Origin of the sequence: Cellulomonas sp. C5510 (genome assembly GCF_019797765.1) — a bacterium.
GTDB lineage: Bacteria > Actinomycetota > Actinomycetes > Actinomycetales > Cellulomonadaceae > Cellulomonas.
On sequence record NZ_CP081862.1, the window covers coordinates 3,670,581 to 3,688,713 of the forward strand.

Sequence of the window (18,133 nt, forward strand, 5' to 3'; positions counted from 1 at the left end):
GCACGGCAGAACCCGAGCCGCCCACCCCTGTCGTCGGCACGGCCCCGGGCCGACGACGGAACGCCCTGGCTGCCGCCGCGCTCGGTCCCCCTGCCCACGGGGGTCTTCTCAGTAGCCGGTCACCGGGCCGACGAGAAGCCCCGCAGGGGCTGCTGAGGGAGATGGAACGACGTCGTTCCCGGGATCGGTCGATCGCCGTGAAGATCGGGAGCGTGCCTCGGTCTGCTGGCCACGGTGGCCGCACCAGCGCTCAAGGGTGATCAGGTAGCGGGCGGCGGCGTCCACAGGGTGGGCGTGCCGCCAGGTGTGCACGCCGGTGTTCTGCTCGATCGCGGCGAGCACGACGACCAGGGCGATCACCTGGGAGCGGGGGTGCTGGCCTTGTCCAGCATCCCGGCGATGTACTGCCCGCCGCCCATCGACTGCTTGTGGCCGAGCATCTGCGCGGCGAGGCCGTGGCCCTTGGTGGCTGCGTCCTGCAGCAGCGCGCCGTGGAACGCCACGGCGCGGGCGATGAACTCGGCGGCGCCCTTCGGCGGGGTCCTGCGGGCGGCCAGGGTCGGCAGCCACTCGCGGCGCACCGTCTCGGCGGACCGCCATGCGGCGTTGTTCTCCCGGACCTGGCGCCGTTCGGCCCGCTCCTCCTCGGGCAGGACGTTCGCCGTGGCGGCGGGGGTGTTCGGGTCGGTCCACCGCTGGTGCCCGCTGGCCTTGTAGTCGCTGCACCCGTACACCGGCGCCGCGCTGCGCGTCTCGGGGTCGTACTCGACCCACGCGACGTGCCGAGGGCAGGTGGCGTGCTGCTCGACGGTCAGCGGGTCGCGCTGACCCTTGGCGCGCAGGTCACCGACAGCCCGGACCAGGGCGTCGTAGTACCCGGGTGCGGTGACCACCTTCACGCCGTCGGCCTCCAGGGCGGCGCGGGCGACCGCCACCGCCTCGACCCGGGCGCGCCGGTCGCGGGCCTGCTGGGCGGCGTGGGCGAGCGACCGGCCGCTCTGTGCGGCGAAGGTCAGGTCCCGGGTCGCGGCCTCGTCGTCCTCGAACTCCGCGAACAGGGCGGGTCGCCCCGAGCACCTACTACGCCGCCAAGGGCCGGCCGCCTTCGGCGCGGTCGGTCGCCGACGCGGAGCTGACCGAGGTCATCACTGCCGAGCACGCCGCGAACTACGGGGTCTACGGGGCGCGGAAGATGTGGAAGCACCTGCACCGCCTCGGCCACCCGGTCGGGCGCTGTCGAAGCCCTGGTCGGTGTCAGATGACCAGAGCCTCCGTCGGACCCCGGGGCGGCTCATCGCCGTCCGCCGAAGCGGCCGCGCTCAACTGCCGTGCGCCGTACCCTGAGATTGTGGCTTCAGGGGGACAGAGAGAATTCGCACTGGCAGCAGGCGATCGTGTCGACCAGTTCCTTCGGGAGGTGGATCGGTACTGGAGGTCGACCGGCATGCCGGTTCACGCGCGAGCGAGGCGGCTGAACGCCGCGCGAGTCTCCCTACGGGCACGATCTGTGCCTGCTTCCGATGAGGTGGCTGCTTTCGCCGAGGCTTGGGTCGGACGTGAGACCGAGTCCCGGGTGCGTTGGGCGTACCTGGACGCGGCTGCGGTCCTCACCGCTGGACTAGCCGCAGCATGCGCTATTTCCGACATTGCGGGAGATAGGGTGGAGCTGAGCCTTGTTGTTATCGTCGGGGTTGCGAGCGTGGCCGGGATCCGGCTGTTCACGGCGCTGTCCAGGGCCGCGCGGGCGGAGTCGCTCGCGCAAAGCGTGCGACGGAAGTGGACGGCCGTGATGGCAGTCGCACTGCTCTTCGCAGCAGCAGCGTCGCTTGGATCGACAGCCTTGTTGCTCACGCCCTACTGGACGGTCGGGTTCGCGGTGTTGGCGATTTGCTTCGCCCTATCGGCGCACCGCATTCAGTCGACGTGGGAGTAGTTGGGCGGGGGCAGCGAAGGCACGAGCTCCTCCTCGTAGGAAGGCGTTGACAAGACCTGTCAGCGGTAGCACCGTCTAGTGGTCCTCTAGAGCGACGATCCAGCAGGCGATGTGGTGAGTGGTCGGCGAATGGAGCGGCGACTGGCGGCGATCGGTCCCGCCCTGTTGTGGGTCCTTCCGTCAGAAGGCGTGCTCCGAGACAGTGCAGGTCGGTCCTGGTGGAGGGCGCGGCAAGCGCTCGACCGCCCGAGCGACCTGCTCGAGCACGCTCACCACGACGTGGCGCAACCACGTCGACGTGGACGGGCAGATCGACACCGGTGAGCAGCCGTACGACGCCGACACGATCGCGTGCCGGGTCAACTAGGTGAGGCGAGGGCCCTTGCGCCGTAGCGAACGCATCCCGTCATGGCTGTAGAGCGGGCACGAGATCTGGCAGCGGCCCGCTGGCTCACCCAGTCCGGGGTCCCTGAGGAACTCCTGGTGACCGCTGGCCCAGGGGGTTACGAGGCCTATGCCCGACTTCGGCTGATCCCGGACCCCGACCGGCCGGACCAGCTCGAGTCCGAGGCGGTCGCCGGGACAGGGGGCCTGTCGGACATCGGCAAGATGCGCCGGGCGCTGCTCTCGCTCGCCACCTTCACGAGCACGCCCGAGTCGGTGTACTTCTGTGTCTGGGACGGCTACTCAGACGTCCGCCTGCCACCCGCTCTCTCGCGAGGTCCGCTCCTGACGCTCGCGAGCCGGGAGTACGCGGTGCTTCACGGGCGACTCGAGGACATCGGCGACTGGGAGCGCCTGCTGGGGACCGAGTCCGACCACCCTCCAGCCCTGGTGTGGCCGGACGACCGAGGGTGGTGCGTCGTGTGCGATGTCGATGTGCACTGGGCGGGCATCGCTGCCACCCGTGAGGCGGTCGATCGGCTGCGTGCCGACGACGGACTCGACGTTGTGGTGTGGCGCCCCGAGGATGTGCGGGGGCTGCGCACCTACCTCTAGAGCCGTGGGGAACCCGCGCCCGGGCACGGCGTCTGCTCACCTGGGCGGACCGCATCGGACAGAGGCCAGATCCGATACCGGCCTCAGTGGGACGCGACAACGAGTTGGGGTCTGCTGCACGAGTAGGTGACACCTGATCTGTGGTGCCGGGAGGCGCCGCTGAGAGGATGTCGAACGTGCCCAGACCCCATCCGAAGGAGTTCCGCGACGATGTCGTGGCCGTGGCTCGCCGCGGGGACGCTCCGATCAAGCAGATCGCCCACGACTTCGGGATCTCCGAGTCGTGCCTGCGGAACTGGCTCCAGGCCGCGGACGTCGAGGACGGCAACCGGCCCGGGGCGACGGCGTCGGAGTCGGCCGAGCTACGTGACCTGCGTCGCCGTAACCGGCTGCTGGAGCAGGAGGTCGAGGTCCTGCGGCGGGCGACGGCCTACCTCTCGCAGGCGCATCTGCCGGGAAAATGATGTACCCGCTCGTGCGTGAGCTCGCTGTGGACGGTATCCCCGTCGCGGTGACGTGCCGGGTCCTGAAGCTCGCAAGACAGCCCTACTACCGGTGGCTCGCGGCCCCGTTCACCGACCGCGACCTCGAGCAGGCGCGCCTGGCGAACGCGCTGTTCGACGCCCACCGCGACGACCCCGAGTTCGGCCACCGGCTCCTCGGCGACGAGGGCCGCGAGGCCGGCCACCAGGCGTGCGACCGCACGGTCTGGCGGGTCTGCCGGGACAACCGGTGGTGGTCGGTGTTCGGCAAGAAGCGCGGCAAGAACGGCAAGCGGCCCGGACCGCCGGCTCACGATGACCTCGTGCGCCGCGACTTCACCGCCGCCGCGCCGAACGAGCTGTGGCTGACCGACATCACCGAGCATCACACCGCCGAGGGCAAGCTCTACCTTTGCGCGATCAAGGACGTGTACTCCAACCGGATCGTGGGGTACTCGATCAGCGACCGCATGAAGTCCCGCCTCGCGGTCGACGCCCTGGCTTCGGCGCTCGCCCGCCGCGGCGGCGACGTCGCCGGATGCACGGTCCACTCCGATCGCGGCAGCCAGTTTCGGTCCCGGAAGTTCCTTGCCGAGCTTCGCCGCCACGACCTGGTCGGGTCGATGGGCCAGGTCGCCTCCGCCGGCGACAACGCCGCCATGGAGTCGTTCTTCTCCCTGCTGCAGAAGAACGTCCTGGACCGACGCCGCTGGGCCACCCGCCACGAGCTACGCCTCGCGATCATCACCTGGATCGAGCGGACCTACCACCGCCGCCGACGCCAGGTCCGACTCGGCCGCCTGACACCCATCGAGTACGAGACGATCATGACCACTCAGGTCGCACTCGCCGCCTGAGACCACCTGTCACCTATTCGTGCAGCAGACCCCGCTTGCCGTGGCGCATGATTCGAGCTGGCACGTCGGGCCGGGACTGGTACTGCGAAAACTGAACCAGCAGCGCTTTCGCGTGCGACTCCACCAGCCGGCTCACGCGCCTCACACCGACGACAACCGCCCCCGCACGGTCCACGGTCAACGAGATACTCCCCTCCACGAAACTCGGACCGAACGCCGCCTCGTACAGACGCTGGGCGACCTGATCCCGCTCAGGGAACTCCTTGGCTGAAGGAAGCAGGTCAATGAGCTTCCTCGCTTCCGCCACCCTACCCTTCGCCCAGTTTTGCAACTTTGCGGGACGCTTTACCCATCCAGCCGTCAGGGCGCCAGGGTGGGACATCGACAAGGGAAATCGAGACAGTCCGTCGTCGGAGATGACACACGCGTCGAGAACCTGAGGCGGCAGGTAGACCCGTTTCGCAAGGTTGGCCGCCACGGACGCATCGCTATCATGCACGAGACGACCCACCGGCAAGAGGCGACCACTTTCCGTCTCCGCTGGCGAGTCAATTTCCTCAAGTTGCGCGAGTGTAAACACAGCCGGAGCGTTGGCACGCTCACCCGCTTTCCGGACAACGAGGTCGCAAGCCTGAGCCAGGAGAATCACATGAGTCTTCGTGCCATCGCGGCCCGTGAGCTCGTAGATATCGCCAACCTCGGTAGGACTCTTGCTGTTCCTCAAGTCTTCGCCAGAGTCAAAGCGGTCGCCCCACTCTAGGAGACGAGCGTCTGGGGAGGAAGGGAGAACTTCGGAAATGGCCGCGCCCGTTGCCTTCCGCAAGAGCTGAAGCTCCCTTGCGGGAGGGTCAGCGGCCAAGAGTCTCTCGGTACCCCGGCGAAAATGCGAGCGCGCAAGTCTCAGCAAGCCGTCGCCTTCGAACACCCCTTCGTCGTGCGCACTTGCGGCAGACGCCAGAATCACGTAGTACCCGATGCCGTCCAAGAAAGACTTGGTACTCTCAAACGCAGCAACAAGAGCTTTCTCCGTATGCTTCTTCACCCGCGCAAGCTCGGTGATATGCAGAAAGAACTGGAGGCCCTGCACGAAAGCCTCGGGCGTTCGAATTCGATACTTGCCGATCGCTGGTACTGCGGCATCGACAAGACTTCGAAGCTCTTCCGAGATTCGAGTCTCTTCTGCCAGGTCTGACGCGTCCTGCGTGAGGAGGCCGCAGTACACACCCACGCGGTCCTTTGAATGAAGCTGCTGAACGAGCAGGTCGCCGCCCCGCCTCCCTCCGAGGGCCTCAGACAACTGGCGGTCGAAGAACACGAGCGTGTGGGGATGCCCCTCTTGAAACAGGTCCTCACATGTCGCTTTCCATCTACTCACCGACATCGGCTCGTAACTGATCCGAGCGGGTAGAAAGGGCCTTATCGCATCGAGGGCGGCGAGGTTGTCGGACTCGTGACCCGAGTCAGGGATCAGTGCTGCAAGGATGAGCTTCTCCTCATCCGACAAACGTCCCCAAAGAAGGTCGATGTCGTCGCGAATCTCCTCGCCAAACTCTGACGCATTCCGCAAATCTTCGACCAAGTCGTCCACACCATAAGTCTCCGCAAGTCTCGAGAGTTGCGGGCGCATCGCGGCGAAGTGCGACTTCACCTGGAGCAGACTGCTTTGATCTCCGGACTCGTCGAGATCATCGTCCACGACCACGATACGTGTAATATCGAGTTGGTCGAGCAGCGCGGTGATAGCCCCCTTGATCCGGGAATCAGGTGCCTCGATCGTCACTACCGCATTCCTAACTGCGAAGGTCCACGCGGAATCTGTATCGATTGCCGCGAGAGTTTCGTGTGGGGTCCAGGGAGATAGCAAAGCCTTCGGACTCGAGTAGCTGGCGGACAACGAACAATCCCAACCCCCGGCCGCGGCGTGATGGCTTTCGGGTCACAAAGGGATCAAACAGCAATTCCTCTACGGAGGCATCTACGCCGGGTCCGTTGTCCTCAACTGTGAACCCGTGCCGGTCGACCCTCAGCCGGACCTCGCCGACGTCGATCCACCCTCGTCGCAACGCCTCGAGCACCCAGAACTCACTGTTCAGAACCAGGTTGTCGATGACCTGCGCGAGCTTGCCTCGACTGATCTTGACAGCGAGGGTCTCCTCGACGGTGACGACCATCGCAAGCCGCTGGGCATGCCAACGAGCGTTGAAGTACTCCGCGGACTGCTTCGCGGCGTCTCCGACGTTGACCTGTTCGCGCCGGTCACGCACGTAGCGCATGGAGGAATCGAGGTGAGACACCTGTTTGTGCATTGACTGGGCGGCGGCCTTGACCTGCTCCACGTACTCCCCGAAGCGTGGGTTGTGGACCTCCGCGTCGTTGTACCTGGCGATTTGCCGGCTGCGCTCCCGCAGCCTGTCTGTGACATTGAGGACCTCGTGCGAGACGGCTTCGGCAGTCATTCCGAGGGAAACGACCTCCCACACTTCCTGAACCTGTCTCTCAGCATCAACCAGGCGTTCGAGGAGAAGTTCCACGACCTCCCGTCGATCCGCAATCTCCGCTGACGCGCGCTGCACAAGGTCGAGTCGGGATTCCAGATCGCCCATCGTGCGTCGCAGTTCGCTTGCAAGGTGACTATTCGCAGCAATGAGTTCTGGCGTCACAAGGTAGGACTTGCCAAGCGCGTCTCGTTGTGCTTCGAAATCTTCGACTACCGCTTGAGCTCGGCGGATCGAGTCTCGCGCGGAGTTTGCGCGCGCGTTGACTTCCTGCGCCTTATCGAACTGGGAAGCAATGTCCCGGGCCAACTCCTTCGATGACGAACGCGGGGATATCCCGTTGCGGTCTTGCTTCAGTTCCTTGACATACTCATTGTACCCGCGACGAACCGCGGACTGAAAGAGCTCAGAGAGCGACTGCCATTCGGCGAGAAGTTGCTGGAAATTGCGATAGGCGGGCAGGTCGAGGAACTCTTCCCGATTGCTCGTCTCTTCCAAGGCCGCATTATGCTGCGCGGTCAGGTTGATGTAGCCCACGACGTTGTCGGGACGCAGCGTGTAGTAAGAGCTTCCAGTCGTCCATTGCGCCCCGAGGCGGAGCCAGTCGTCACGCATCCGGATCCCGAATCGATCCCTGTAGAGCCTGACTCCCGTGACGGCCTCAACCCATTTTTCGTAGTCCTTACCGCCTTCGAACATCTCCCTTGCAGTGCGCCTAGCGATCATGTCAACGCGACCGTCGAATGGCCCGGGGTCAGCAGGTGACCCGTCTGGGTTCAACGCCACCTTGGGCATGTCGTCGAGCCGAGTCGACGACTCGAAGCCGCACAGATGCAGGTCGTCACCGTCACTGAGCCGCAGTCGCTCCGACTTCGGCTTGCGGTTCGCTTTGAACCATGCGAGGAAGGCCGCACCATTGTCGGCCGCGATAAACTCGTTCCAGTCTGCCGCGCCTTCAGGGTTTCGATCGGGCTTTAGGTACTCGGCCCTCATCTTCCCGATGACTTTCAGGATCCCGTCACGGTATGACAGCTCATAGCTGACGGGAGAGATTGCGAGTGCCTGATCGGTTACTTCGCGGAGGTCTACGGGGATTCCGTTGACCCGCATCGTGATCCGGAAGCCGTGTTCATCACCGTATGGCGATATCATCTCGGCAATGTCGCGCTGAAAGAGCGGGCGAGATTCGTCCCAATGTTCTGGGTGATGCAGTCCGCGAATGGTGATCCGTGAACCCGGCGCGCCCGTCTCCTCGAAACGGCGGATACGAATGGGTACGTCCGACAGCGCGTCAACATCCGTGAAGTCGTCCCAGAACAGGGTCGCGTGAAGACTATCGGTATCGTTGGCGGTGCGTGTGCGCAGATCGAGGACCCGACCCAATCGTTGGGCGCCCAACCGGCCGAGACCCTTGTCGCCGAGCGGGGTCCTTCGGTGCGTCGCGGTGACCTTTCCCTCTGCCTTCATCTGACGTTTGGGGCTCGCGGACACGGTCAGCCAACCGCGACGGATGTCCTCGACCGTCATGCCCGTGCCGCGGTCAGAGACCTCGATGATCCCGCGCACCGGTTCGTCCACCGCCGCGAGGCGCGCCTGAAGGACCAGGATCTCTTCGAGCAACTCGTCGCGGTCGGTGGGCGGGCTGTTCTCGTCCAGCAGTTCCTCGAGGCGTTCTATCCGACCAAGGAGTTGTTCCCGCTCGGCGAGGAGCTTGCGCGCAGCGGTGGGCTCGAGGATTTCGCCGCTGCGCAACTTGGTCCAGACGTTGGTGTCGATGCGGACGCTGACACTCATGGAGTCTGCGTCGTACGCGTTCTTCATCAACTCGGTTAGAGCTTGGACGTCGTCGGTGATGAGGTCCTCACCGAGCTTGAACACCACCGATGGATGAACTGACAGCGCGAACACCTGATCATCGCCGGTGTTCTCGCGCATGACACCCATGGTCGCTCACACTAGCGGCTGTCTCGGTCTGAGTGAGGCGCAGGATCCGCGATCGCGAGTCGGAAGGGTCATGTGCTCGCTGCAAGACCCGCTCGCCATGCCCCGTGTCACGCGTCTCATCGGAGCGTCACGCCAGACGGGGCCCGGCGGCGGGCTAGGGTACGGTCTACACGACCGTCAGAGTGGGAGCGCCGGTGACTGTCACGACCGCCGCGTCTCCGGCGAACCTTGCCCAGTGCATCGCCGCACGCTCAACGGACGACCCTGCGTTCTGGGACTTCGCTGGCGTGTTCGGACGGAGCGGCGGCCACGGCTACTTCCAGTACCCGGCCATGATGGTCCCGGAGTTGCAGCGTGCGTTGCTCGAGGACCTTCGCGCGTCCGATCCGGACGTTAAGACGGTATACGACCCCTTCATGGGCTCCGGTACGGTGCTCTTGGAGTCGCTCTACCTCGGTCTGGACTTCATCGGCACAGACATCAACCCGATGGCAGTCCTACTAAGCACAGTGAAGGCAGCGCCTCCCGCGAGCGACGTGGCGGAGGCGAGCGGTTCCCGAGTGACGAAGCGGGCGAGGGCATCGCGTCGAACGCGACCCTTCGACTTCAAGTTCCGCGACAAGTGGTTCACGGAAGACGTTTCGTTGGGCCTCACACGGCTACGCGCCGGGATCCAGCAAGAGGCGGACCAGCAGGTTCGGCGCTTTCTGTGGGTGTGTCTGGCTGAGACGGTCCGGTTCGTGTCGAACTCTCGACCCTCCACTTTCAAACTCCACCTCTACAGCGCGGAGGATCTCGCCGGCCGTACCCCCGACCCTCTGGCGCAGTTCGAGGCGGTGCTCACCACGAATGTCGAGCGAATTCGAATCCACGAGCTCCTAGCCGCCGGCATGTTGGGGTCTCCCACGCTGATCCGCGCGAGCGTCAATGATCCCCTCCCCGCAGGCACCCCTCTCGCAGACGCACTCATGACTTCTCCGCCGTATGGGGACAACCACACCACTGTCCCGTATGGGCAGTACTCATACCTGCCTCTCCAGTGGATTGATCCGATCGACCTCGTCGGCGACTTCGAACCGTCGCTAATCGAGATTCCCACCCGCCTGGACACCGTCAGCCTCGGCGGTCGCCGACACGTTCCTCGCCCTCTTCCAACGTACCTGGCTGATGAGGTCCCGAGCTTGCGGACGTGGCTGGAGGGTCGCGCCGAGTTGAGCGAAACGACCCAGAAGGTCGTCACCTTCGTGGACGACTACCGGGCGGCGCTACGACATGCGTCCACACGGGTCCGGACCGGGGGTTTCTGCTTCTTTACCCTCGGTGAGCGACGCGTCAGCGGCGCTGACGTCCCGCTGGTCCAGTTCACGAGGGAAATTCTGGAAGCTTCCGGCCATACATACGTAACCCGCGTCGAGCGACTTCTCCCCACGCGCAAGAGGATGGCCAACCGCAACGCAGCCGGCGAGACAATGATCCGTGAGACAGTGCTCGTTGTGCAGAAGACGGCGGGCACAGCCTGAGCGTGCTTCTGGGCCCCTCTCGTGCCACGGATCGGGCGGATCGGACACTTGTGGCGGTCCTCGCGAACCCCTCCGATCGAAGAGGAACACGAACAGAGCGCCAGGTCGATGTGGCCGCCGCTGTCCTGCTTTTCGACCGCGTAAGGATCACGAACATCTTCGCGTACCCTAGTCCCTCTTCCCGCGACATCCTCACGCTCGGTAGGGAGATGGGCGGGTGGATTTTGGCTCGATCGCTGGTCAATGAAGCGCTTGCTCACGCGGACGGCGTCCTTGTCGGCTTCGGGGGCATCCCGGTCAGCGGCCCCGCCCGCCTCCATCTTGCCGACCAGTTGCGGTGGTTGTCCGCAGAACTGCAAAGCCGGCCGTCGCTTCCGGTCTGGCAGGTGGGTTCGGCCCGCCACCCGTCCAGGTGGCATCAGTTCGTGAGCGATCGACACGGCCGGACCTCCGGGGGCTCGTTTCGGACGCGTCTCACAGAGGTGATCCAGCCTGTCCCAGTGGACGATCGAGTCTGGGCCAGCTGACTCATGGCTCCTAGCCCCCGCCGCTCGGCGTAACCGCCCTGCAACTGAGCCACCCCAGGGCACGGCGCCGAGCCGGACCGCGTAGTCGGGAGCCGTCTGGTGTCCCCCGGGTCTCGGACCCGCTCGGTGGACCGCCTCGACAGGGAGCGCGTGTCGGCGGGCTGAGGGGATGCGCGACCAGTCAGTGGGCTGGAGCTCGAGCGCCGTGGCCGGAGACGGCTCGTCGCGCCCCGTCGCCGGCCGCCGCCGGGCGTGGCCTGAGCCCAGAATGGGCGCTCCGGTACCCGGCGGCGGTGTCCTCCAGGTAGGCACCGCCCGGTGTGCGCGCCTACGTTCTGCGCGATCGCGGCGCGGAGCACGACCGCGCGGCTACAGCGGTACCCGGGGTACTGGCCTGGTCGAGCAGGGCGGCGACGTACCTTGCGCTAGGCCTACTTGGCTGAAGCACAATCCCGGGACGCAGGTTCGGCGCTAGGTTGCGCCTAACAAGCGGACACGGACTTTGGGGGCAGCGTGCAGATCCTCTACGTTACGGACTTTGTCATCGAGCCCGCACCCGCGGTCAACATAGATGCGGCAGTCGAGACCACACTCGATGCTCTGAGCGCGTGGGTGAGCGCGGCCAACTCGGTGCTCAATGCCTCGGACCTCCTGAATGACGGGCGGCGGGACCTGCGCGCGACCCACGGCGCGCTACGCAAGTACGCCGAGTGGACCCATCTGCGCTCACCTCTCGGCAACTGGGTCACCCGCTTGGATGTCGTGACGATCGGCAGGGACGGCAGTCACTTCACCGCGCGCGTGAGTGTCGGTCTGCTCAACGGCAGCCTGCGACTTCGCCTCGGCATGGCGCGCGAGGTTGACGCCGCCGGCCTGAGTCCTGTCGCCGATCCACAGGTGCGTCAACCCCACATCCTCGCCGACCTTGTGAACCACCCGAGCCTGCGAGTCTCGAGCGGCGGACAGATCGTCGACGGCAAGTTCCTCCAGGCGCGGGGCGCAGACGCGGCCGCCCTCGTCGCCGACGTGCTGCGGGTGCAGCATCGCCTTCCCGTGCTCTTGGTGCATGCCCGCACCAGGCAAGGACATCAGTCCGCACGCAGGGCTGCCGCCGGCCTGGTTGGCCTGGTTCGCGTTGTGACCGTGGACCTGCCGACCGCCCGCCACCTTCTGGCGCACGAGCCGCGGGCGCGCGTGCCCTACGCAGGCGGTCTGCTGGTGTGGTCAGATCTGGATCTGCCTGCGACGGTGGTCGGCGAGGAGATCGTCAATGCCCGCGAGGTGGACACACTCAGGGCAACAACCATGCGTCAAGTCGCTCCCTTGTCCGTGCTGACGCGCGGGTCGGACGAGCTCTACCGGGCCGTCCGAGAAGCTGGTCGCGTCTCGCGTTCCGAGTTGGCCGCCGCGCGTACTGCCGCGGCGGTCGAGTCCGGCAACTTGACGGCGATCATCGAGGCGCTCAACCAAGAGCGAGACCAGCTCCGCAGCGACCTGAACGACGCCATGGAGGCCTGGGCGGACAGCGATGCCCGCGCCCGTGGGCTCGCAAGCGAGGCGGCTCGCTGGAAGGCGACGGCCGAACAACTGCAGATCGCCCAGCACTACGCCGGAGCTGCACTGATTGACGAGAACACCGACGCAAGCCTCGACGATACCCCGGCTCTCGTCACCGGCGACGCCGAGACCTTCGACGCACTCGCGAGCCACCTCGAAAAGGCAACTGAGGGTCGACTTGTGTTCACCGACGCGGCGCGGACGGCATGGAAAAAGGCCGATCGATACCCCACGCCCGTGGACATGCGGACGGCCTTGGTGAAACTGGCGCAGGTCGCCTGGGACCTCAACGACGGCACCGATCGGACGATCGGGCACGTCGACAAGTGGATCCGTGAGAACTACGACCTGAAGGTGTCGCTCCAAGACGACAAGATGCCTAGGTCGTTCCGTACCTTCACGTTCGAGGGCGAGAAGCACGACCGCACCCCTCACGTAAAGGTCAACGACGGCGTTCCGCCGCACGAGTGTGGCCGGATCTACTTCGCGTTCGATCCGGAGAACGGCCGGATCGTCGTCGACCACGTCGGGCTGCACTACTAAGGCGCGTACCACTTGTCGACTTCTGCGTCGTGACGAGCGTCGAGGACCCCGGCCGGGGACGTCCGTCAGATCTGGCCGTCGGGCCCCGGCGGCAGAGCTGTTCACTGGCCGGATCGTGTGCCCTGCGGCCTTCCTCGCTTCGCACTGGCGTTCCTCGAAGTCCGTGCTCGGCCTCGCAGCACTCGGCCTTGGTTGGGTGGTGGGAATCGGCGCAGCGGTCGTACGGGCACCCGCAGGTGTAGCCGCACCAGACGCCGTCAGCCCAGCGGTACAGCGCGAACTCCCTGACGCGGACACCTATAGCATCGAGCGCCTCCGCGGCCGGCGCGTGAGCGCCAGCTCACGCCCGCTCACCGCGAGCCTCCGACGGGGCGCCCGGCGGGAAGGTTCTCGGAGATGGGCTCGAACGGGAGCCCGCTGTTGTGTTCGCGCTGCACGCGCTCGTTCTCGTGCCGGATTGCGTTCTCGACGAACTGGGCGAAGGTGGGCACGCCTTCGAAGTAGGCGGCCGCTCGGAACGCAGCGCGGGCTTGGTCGCGGACGTCTGTCGCGATCTCGACGTTCACCTGGCCCTTGCTGGCCTTGATAGCGGCGTTGCGTCGCGGGCGCTGGGCATCGCTCTGCGCTTTCGCTGACGTCATCGCCGGCCAGGCGCCCTCGTCTGACTCCAGTTGACGGGTCACAGCTGCCGCCTCGGCCCGCGCGGCATGCTGCGGCTCGGAGCGCTGTCCGCGGATGAGTCCGGCCGCGCCGGGTCGGCGGCGCTGCAGACCGGTGATGCTGCGGTCGGGTGCGGGCTGGTTCATGCGGAGGCCTCCTGGTTCTCGCGATCGTTGAGGCGCGTCACGAGTTGAGTGGTTAGGGCGTGAAGGTCGTCCGCGACACTGGCGGCGGTGCGGGTCACGAGCTCACCTGCTGCGACCACTCCCCTGCGGATCTGCCACCACTCCGGCTGCCTGCGGGCGGCCTCGTCGAGTTCGTGCACGAGCAGGCCACGTCCTCGAGCCTGTTGCGCGACGGAGCTGGAGTGCCGGATCACCGCGTCGAAGATAGCCGCGCGGGTGCCGATCACCTCGGCGATCATGCGTCTGGCGTTCTCTCGCACGTTCGTTGCCTGGTTCTCGACGTCGAACAGGACGACGCCGAGCAGGTCTAGGTCGGGGTTGACGTCGATGACCTGGTCGAGCCTGCGGGCAATCTCGGTCAGTCCTCGGGCGGTTCCCTCATCGGCCTTGGACGGTACGAGGGCCCATCGTGCGGCGGTGATCGCTGCGGACTGGAGGGCTTCGTTTCCGGGCGGGCAGTCGATCAGCACCATGTCGTAGTCCCCGGCGAGTGGTGCGAGGACTCGAGCTAGCGCGAGGCGTGGATCGGTGCGGCCCTTGGAGGCGGCGAGGGCCGCGGAGGCGGCATGTAGAGCATCTCCACCGACGATCACGTCGAGGTTCCTGCGGACGTCGTTCAGCAGCTTGACGTCGCTGCCGAACAGGAGGGCGGCGGCCAGGCTCTTCCCCCGTCGTCGTCCTGGGTGTCGGCGTAGCCGAGGTCCAGGCCGAGGTTGCCTTGGGTGTCGAGGTCGATGGCGAGGACTCGGTAGTCGGACTGCGCGAGCAGACCGGCGACGTTCGCGGTCACGGTCGTCTTGCCGACGCATCCCTTGCCGTTGATGACCGCTATCACGCGATCGCGAGCGACGGGATCGGTGAGGTTTTCCATGGGATCTGCCTTTCCTAGGAGAACTTGCAAGTCGAGGGAACCGAGGATCGATCGGTTTGGTGGTGCCACTAGGTCTACGCGGATGTCGCGGATACCTGTGCAACTAGGTGCAGCAGGTAGCGGTGATTGAGTGGCGAACCTAGGTGAGTTAGGAGGTCGAGCGGACTGTGTGTAGGTAGGCGCCCTAGGATTTCTCGGGTGTCGGCAGTTGACCCGAAGACGGCTTGTCGGTGGCGCCACTGGGGCGGCTCGGGCGGGGCACGAGGTTGGGCGAGTCGAGGTGCCGCGCCGCACGGCGCTACCCGAGGCAGATACCTGCGCCGGCAGAGCACGCAGCGGTGAGGGTTCGGTTCGCCGTGCTAGAGGATCCCGAGAGGGATGCCCTGTTGGACCGTCCAGGTGTGCATGCCGTCGATGACGGTGTTCCGGCCGTCGAGGCCGAGTGACTGGAGGAAGTTGATCGCTTCGTCGGCTGGCCTTCGCGCGCTGCTGTGGGCGAGTTGGACGGTGACGACAGGGTCGAGACGGGGTGTGCTGCGCCGGGGCGGTGGCCGCTGCGACGCCCGCAAGTGCGGCGAGGTCCGCGCTGGCGTAGTGGGGTGAGATCTCGATCGAGGCGATCTCGGTGCGGGCGCGGTCGGCGTCGCGAATGATCGAGGCGGCGAGGTCGAGGGCCGCGAGGATGCGAGCGGTGGATTCCATGGTGCTCCTCCTAGTCGGGCCGGCGGCTTCGGCCTGGAGTTTGGGCTGCGAGGGTTGGGCTCAGGCGGCTGGGGGGGCGTGATTGGGGGATCGGACGTTCGGCGTCCCAGGGGGCGAGCCCGGGTAGGAGGCCCCGGCGGCATAGCGCGCAGCGGTGGGGCTGCGGGTCGCCGTGCGGGCCTTCGGCCGGCGTCGTGGGCGGGTCGGCGTCGTTGGCTCGTCGCGTGTCGGCGCAGTCGCGGCAGGGCGGCGGGATCTGGGCGGCCTGGTGGGCGTGGCACCGGTCGGTGCGCTCTCCGGTCGTGGTTCGGCTGTGGATAACCGCAGGTGAAGTTCCCGACTGGGGTAACCCCTGGGCTTTCATGGGTGGTTCTAGGGGTGGTTTGTCTGAAGACAGCTTCACCCCAGAAGTGCGCTCTCGTTCACCCCAGACCTCCTTCTGGGGTGAAACATGCTTCATCCCAGAATCGGGCTGATCCACAGGGTGGGGTGAAACTGGCTTCACCCCAGCGGGTCGGTTATCCAGAGACTCGCTGCTCTGGGGTGAACCCTGCTTCACCCCAGAGCGGGAGTCATCCACAGCAACGGGCTCTACGGCGCCCGTTCTGGGGTGAAGGAATTTCACCCCAGCCTGACCTGCGGCTTCGCAGGGATCGAGGTCCTTCTCGGCTCCCGCCGGCTCCGGCGTGCAGTCCATGACGAGGTCGTAGACGACGGGCCGGCGGTTCGCCGGTAGGTGGTCCACGAGCTGTTGGTCACCGGGTCGCATGAGGCCGTGCTCGAGGAGCAGGCGGAGCTTGGTGTGCACGGTCCGGGGAGTGCATCGCGCGTAGCTGGCCACGGTTGCGACGGAGGGCCACGCGGCGGTGCCGTCGTCGCTAGCGTGGTCGGCGTAGGCGGTGAGCACGAGGTGCGCGACCGGGTCGTTGGCAGGGACGGGGGCTCTCTTCAGCGCCCACACCATCGTGAGAATCGTCATGGCGCACCACACGGTTCGTGGGACCGAGCACCTGAGGCGGCGTTGGCCGGTACGAGGATCACGCGCTCACCGTTGCACATTGCACCATGACACATCAAGCGTGCCTAAACGCCGACGGCACCTTGACTGACCGAGGTCTTGTCGGGGATCATCGATACATGAGCATGGAGCACGCGCCCGGACAGGCGGGCAGCATTCCGCCCCTCACCCTCGGCTGGCGGCTCCAGATGGCACTGCGTCAGGCCGGGATCTCGGTCCAGGAGATGGCTGACGAACTTGGCATGGCACGCAACAGCCTGAGCCGATGGATGGCTGACCGTGGCACACCGCCTCGTGCCGCGTTCGTGAAGCAGTGGGCGCTCCGCACCGGTGTGCCCTACACCTGGCTCGCGACCGGGGAAGCAGAGAACCCCCGCCCGGGGGACCCGGACGGGGGTTCGACTGCTGATGCTGCGCTGTGCGCCCGGAGGGACTCGAACCCCCAACCTTCTGATCCGTAGTCAGATGCTCTATCCATTGAGCTACGGGCGCCTGGCCCGAGGGCCGCAGACGAGGATACAGGTCCCCCGCCCCTGGCCCAAACCGGCGTCCGGACCCCGCCGCCGACCACCCGTGTCGGGCACCGTCACCCCCACCGTCCGGCCACACAGCGGGCGCAGATTGGACACCCAGAACGCCCACACCGCCACCGGGGCGCCGCTTAGGGTGTCGATGCAGGTCGCGGCGGGCGGACGCCGCGGCCACTGGACGCCCGGCCCCGGCCGGCTCCGGTCACCGCTCCGACACCAGGGGGACACGATGACCCGACCGACTCGCACGCGTCTCGCGCTCGTGACCGTGAGCGCCGCGGCTCTGCTGCTGGCGGGCTGCTCCGGCGGCGGGGGGAACGGCGGCAAGGGCGGCGGGTCGTCGGCGTTCGAGTGGGAGCCGGGGCCGCTGGACGAGTACCAGTCGCGCATCTACGGCTACTCGCTCGACGGCGACGAGCAGAGCCAGGAGCAGATGCAGGCGGAGGCCGACGAGCAGAACCGCCGCGTCGAGGAGCTCGTGGCGTCCTGCATGCAGGAGCAGGGCTTCGACTACCAGCCGAACGTGGGCAACTCGGGCACGGTGGTCGCGAGCGACGACCTGGACGTCGAGTGGGGCACCCGCGAGTTCGCGGAGCAGTACGGCTACGGCATCAGCACCGACCCGTGGGGCAACGAGGACGTCCCGGTGGACGACGGCCAGGAGTACGTCGACCCGAACCAGGACTACGTCGAGTCGATGTCGGAGTCGGAGGCCGAGGCGTACAACGAGGCGCTGTGGGGCCCGCCGCAGGACTACGTGGAGGGCGAGGAGCCGCAGGAGTACGACTGGACGCAGGGCGGGTGCTACGGCGCCGCGCAGCACGAGGTCTACGAGGGCGGCGTCGCGCTCGACGAGTTCGCAGCGCTCGAGGACGAGCTCTCGACGTTCTACGAGTCGGTGCAGGCGAACCCGCGGATGGCGGACCTGCACGCGAAGTGGGGCTCGTGCATGGCGGACGCCGGCTACGACGGCATGACGAACGCCTACGAGTCGCAGCAGCCGCTGTACGACGAGTGGAACGAGCTGCAGGGCTGGGAGGACCCCGAGTACCAGGAGCAGGTGGAGTCCTGGGACTGGGAGGCGGACCCGGACGGCCCGCCCGCGCCGGAGCCCGACGAGGCCGCGGTGAAGGCGTTCACGGAGAAGGAGATCGCGATGGCGGTCGCCGACTTCGACTGCCAGGACACGACGAACTTCCAGGAGGAGGCGATGACGATCGACCACGACCTCCAGCAGCAGTTCGTCGACGAGCACGCGGACGAGCTCGAGGCGTGGGCCGAGGCCGCGACCGCGGCCCGGGACGCCTGAC

At 66.5% G+C, this 18,133-nt stretch carries 16 protein-coding genes, 1 tRNA gene and 1 pseudogene; 10 read left to right on the top strand and 8 right to left on the bottom strand.

The window, feature by feature from the left end; genetic code table 11:
- Window positions 1-108: 108 nt before the first annotated feature.
- Entirely contained in the window at window positions 109-360 is a 252-nt protein-coding gene (locus K5O09_RS16890; protein ID WP_222170629.1) for a hypothetical protein, read from the bottom strand.
- Window positions 357-935 carry a hypothetical protein gene (locus K5O09_RS16895; protein ID WP_222170630.1) on the bottom strand — a complete coding sequence of 193 codons (579 nt, stop codon included), beginning with the start codon at window positions 933-935 and terminating at the stop codon, window positions 357-359. The genes K5O09_RS16890 and K5O09_RS16895 overlap by 4 nt, the downstream gene beginning before the upstream one ends.
- Before the next feature lie 65 nt (window positions 936-1,000).
- On the opposite strand from K5O09_RS16895, the pseudogene K5O09_RS19615 reads away from it, so the two are divergent.
- The 5 genes and pseudogenes from K5O09_RS19615 to K5O09_RS16915 form a co-directional block, all read left to right on the top strand.
- Window positions 1,001-1,228 (top strand): annotated as a pseudogene (locus K5O09_RS19615) (IS3 family transposase); the annotation flags it as partial.
- Window positions 1,229-1,660: 432 nt separating this feature from the next.
- The gene (locus K5O09_RS19325; RefSeq protein WP_255595819.1) at window positions 1,661-1,933 is read left to right on the top strand and encodes a hypothetical protein; all 273 of its coding nucleotides are present in this window, start codon (window positions 1,661-1,663) and stop codon (window positions 1,931-1,933) included.
- Between the two features lie 202 nt (window positions 1,934-2,135).
- Window positions 2,136-2,300: a hypothetical protein gene (locus K5O09_RS16905; RefSeq protein WP_222170632.1), complete on the top strand. Its 165-nt coding sequence runs from the start codon at window positions 2,136-2,138 to the stop codon at window positions 2,298-2,300.
- A 116-nt stretch (window positions 2,301-2,416) separates the two neighbouring features.
- Entirely contained in the window at window positions 2,417-2,932 is a 516-nt protein-coding gene (locus K5O09_RS16910) for a hypothetical protein (RefSeq protein WP_222170633.1), read from the top strand.
- 176 nt (window positions 2,933-3,108) lie between these two features.
- A protein-coding gene (locus tag K5O09_RS16915) for an IS3 family transposase (RefSeq protein ID WP_222170634.1) occupies window positions 3,109-4,271 on the top strand; the annotation gives its coding sequence in 2 pieces (ribosomal slippage) (window positions 3,109-3,387 and window positions 3,390-4,271; 1,161 coding nt in all).
- A 13-nt stretch (window positions 4,272-4,284) separates the two neighbouring features.
- Here the strand turns inward: K5O09_RS16915 and K5O09_RS16920 are convergent.
- Together K5O09_RS16920 and K5O09_RS16925 are read right to left on the bottom strand one after the other, a co-directional pair.
- Entirely contained in the window at window positions 4,285-6,051 is a 1,767-nt protein-coding gene (locus tag K5O09_RS16920) for a hypothetical protein (RefSeq protein ID WP_222170635.1), read from the bottom strand.
- 10 nt (window positions 6,052-6,061) lie between these two features.
- Window positions 6,062-8,701 carry a sensor histidine kinase gene (locus K5O09_RS16925; RefSeq protein WP_222170636.1) on the bottom strand — a complete coding sequence of 880 codons (2,640 nt, stop codon included), beginning with the start codon at window positions 8,699-8,701 and terminating at the stop codon, window positions 6,062-6,064.
- A gap of 203 nt (window positions 8,702-8,904) precedes the next feature.
- On the opposite strand from K5O09_RS16925, the gene K5O09_RS16930 reads away from it, so the two are divergent.
- The 3 genes from K5O09_RS16930 (at window position 8,905) to K5O09_RS16940 (ending at window position 12,857) form a co-directional block, all read left to right on the top strand.
- Window positions 8,905-10,230, top strand: a complete 1,326-nt coding sequence (locus tag K5O09_RS16930) for a DNA methyltransferase (RefSeq protein WP_222170637.1) — start codon at window positions 8,905-8,907, stop codon at window positions 10,228-10,230.
- Between the two features lie 2 nt (window positions 10,231-10,232).
- Complete coding sequence (locus K5O09_RS19620) at window positions 10,233-10,757, top strand: DUF1643 domain-containing protein (RefSeq protein WP_370635482.1); 525 nt, start codon at window positions 10,233-10,235, stop codon at window positions 10,755-10,757.
- 513 nt (window positions 10,758-11,270) lie between these two features.
- Window positions 11,271-12,857: a hypothetical protein gene (locus tag K5O09_RS16940; RefSeq protein WP_222170639.1), complete on the top strand. Its 1,587-nt coding sequence runs from the start codon at window positions 11,271-11,273 to the stop codon at window positions 12,855-12,857.
- Between the two features lie 350 nt (window positions 12,858-13,207).
- Here K5O09_RS16940 and K5O09_RS16945 read toward each other — a convergent pair whose 3' ends face one another.
- The 3 genes from K5O09_RS16945 to K5O09_RS16955 are packed head-to-tail and all read right to left on the bottom strand — an operon-like array spanning window position 13,208 to window position 14,573.
- Entirely contained in the window at window positions 13,208-13,663 is a 456-nt protein-coding gene (locus K5O09_RS16945) for a hypothetical protein (protein WP_222170640.1), read from the bottom strand.
- Window positions 13,660-14,361 carry a ParA family protein gene (locus K5O09_RS16950; RefSeq protein WP_255596406.1) on the bottom strand — a complete coding sequence of 234 codons (702 nt, stop codon included), beginning with the start codon at window positions 14,359-14,361 and terminating at the stop codon, window positions 13,660-13,662. The genes K5O09_RS16945 and K5O09_RS16950 overlap by 4 nt, the downstream gene beginning before the upstream one ends.
- Window positions 14,319-14,573 carry a ParA family protein gene (locus K5O09_RS16955; protein WP_222170642.1) on the bottom strand — a complete coding sequence of 85 codons (255 nt, stop codon included), beginning with the start codon at window positions 14,571-14,573 and terminating at the stop codon, window positions 14,319-14,321. Before K5O09_RS16955 ends, K5O09_RS16950 begins: the two co-directional genes overlap by 43 nt.
- A 1,845-nt stretch (window positions 14,574-16,418) precedes the next feature.
- Between K5O09_RS16955 and K5O09_RS19625 the strand changes: the two genes are divergently transcribed.
- Window positions 16,419-16,754 (top strand): helix-turn-helix transcriptional regulator, encoded by a 336-nt coding sequence (locus tag K5O09_RS19625; protein WP_370635583.1) that lies wholly within the window; start codon window positions 16,419-16,421, stop codon window positions 16,752-16,754.
- On the opposite strand, the gene K5O09_RS16965 is transcribed toward K5O09_RS19625, so the two are convergent.
- Window positions 16,713-16,785: transfer RNA gene (locus K5O09_RS16965), tRNA-Arg, on the bottom strand. The genes K5O09_RS19625 and K5O09_RS16965 overlap by 42 nt on opposite strands.
- A 267-nt stretch (window positions 16,786-17,052) precedes the next feature.
- Between K5O09_RS16965 and K5O09_RS16970 the strand changes: the two genes are divergently transcribed.
- Entirely contained in the window at window positions 17,053-18,132 is a 1,080-nt protein-coding gene (locus tag K5O09_RS16970) for a hypothetical protein (protein ID WP_222170643.1), read from the top strand.
- Window position 18,133 lies beyond the last annotated feature (1 nt).

Excerpts from the sequence above, each read along its gene's own strand:
- K5O09_RS16955 (WP_222170642.1), bottom strand. The coding sequence starts at position 14,573 with ATGGAAAACCTCACCGATCCCGTCGCTCGCGATCGCGTGATAGCGGTC.
- K5O09_RS16945 (WP_222170640.1), bottom strand. The coding sequence starts at position 13,663 with ATGAACCAGCCCGCACCCGACCGCAGCATCACCGGTCTGCAGCGCCGC.
- K5O09_RS16970 (WP_222170643.1), top strand. The coding sequence starts at position 17,053 with ATGACCCGACCGACTCGCACGCGTCTCGCGCTCGTGACCGTGAGCGCC.
- K5O09_RS16925 (WP_222170636.1), bottom strand. The coding sequence starts at position 8,701 with ATGCGCGAGAACACCGGCGATGATCAGGTGTTCGCGCTGTCAGTTCAT.
- K5O09_RS19625 (WP_370635583.1), top strand. The coding sequence starts at position 16,419 with ATGGAGCACGCGCCCGGACAGGCGGGCAGCATTCCGCCCCTCACCCTC.